This window comes from Proteiniphilum sp. UBA5384 (genome assembly GCF_002410825.1).
In the GTDB taxonomy this organism is placed as follows: domain Bacteria; phylum Bacteroidota; class Bacteroidia; order Bacteroidales; family Dysgonomonadaceae; genus Proteiniphilum.
This window is the reverse complement of sequence record NZ_DHOS01000056.1, coordinates 3,756-4,479: the sequence shown is the minus strand read 5'-3', so window position 1 is coordinate 4,479 and position 724 is coordinate 3,756. Positions and strand designations below refer to the sequence as shown.

Annotated in this window: 1 pseudogene; it reads left to right on the top strand. The window is 45.4% G+C overall.

The annotated features are described in order from the left end of the window. Nucleotides 1–564, top strand: a pseudogene (locus tag B4G81_RS10890) (hypothetical protein); the annotation flags it as partial. Between the last annotated feature and the right edge of the window lie 160 nt (nucleotides 565–724).

Genomic DNA, 724 nt, shown 5'->3' with positions numbered 1-724 from the left:
GTGGATTATTATATGCTGAACGGCGTACCCAATACTGCTTTTACCGAAGCAGTCGCATTCCTTTTCCAGAAAAGGGATCTGGAATTATTGGGACTGAAAAACCCCAATCCGGAAGATGAATATTGGTTAGCGTTGGATAATTTCTGGTCCTGTTACGAGATCATGGGCGTCTCGCTTGTAGATATACAGGTATGGGAATGGTTGTATGCCAACCCGAACGCTACGCCGGAGCAACTGAAAGAGGCAGTGATCAATGCAGCCAAAGAGGTATGGAACACCTATTATGCCGGCATATTGGGTGGAGAGGATGAAACCCTGCTTGGCATCTACTCGCACATGATTGACTATCCGCTCTATTTGCCCAACTATCCCATGGGGCATCTGATCGCTTTCCAGATCGAGCAGCAGGTGCGGGGTAAGAACCTTGCCGACGAAATGTACCGCATGTATACGCAGGGGAGCATTATTCCCCAGCATTGGATGAAGAATGCCGTGGGATCGCCTATTTCGATAGAGCCATTGCTTGCCGCAACCCATGAGGCATTACAAGCGTTGAAGAAATAAAATCGGGCTGTTTTTCAGGGTTAGATGTACGTAATCCAACCTTGATTGTATTCTATGATCGAAGGAGAACGCTAATTTTATTCAACTATTTCATTAAGCAATACGAGCGGAAACCAAACTTGTTTGGATTTTGCTGTTGCGAGAAAACGACTAATTTTAA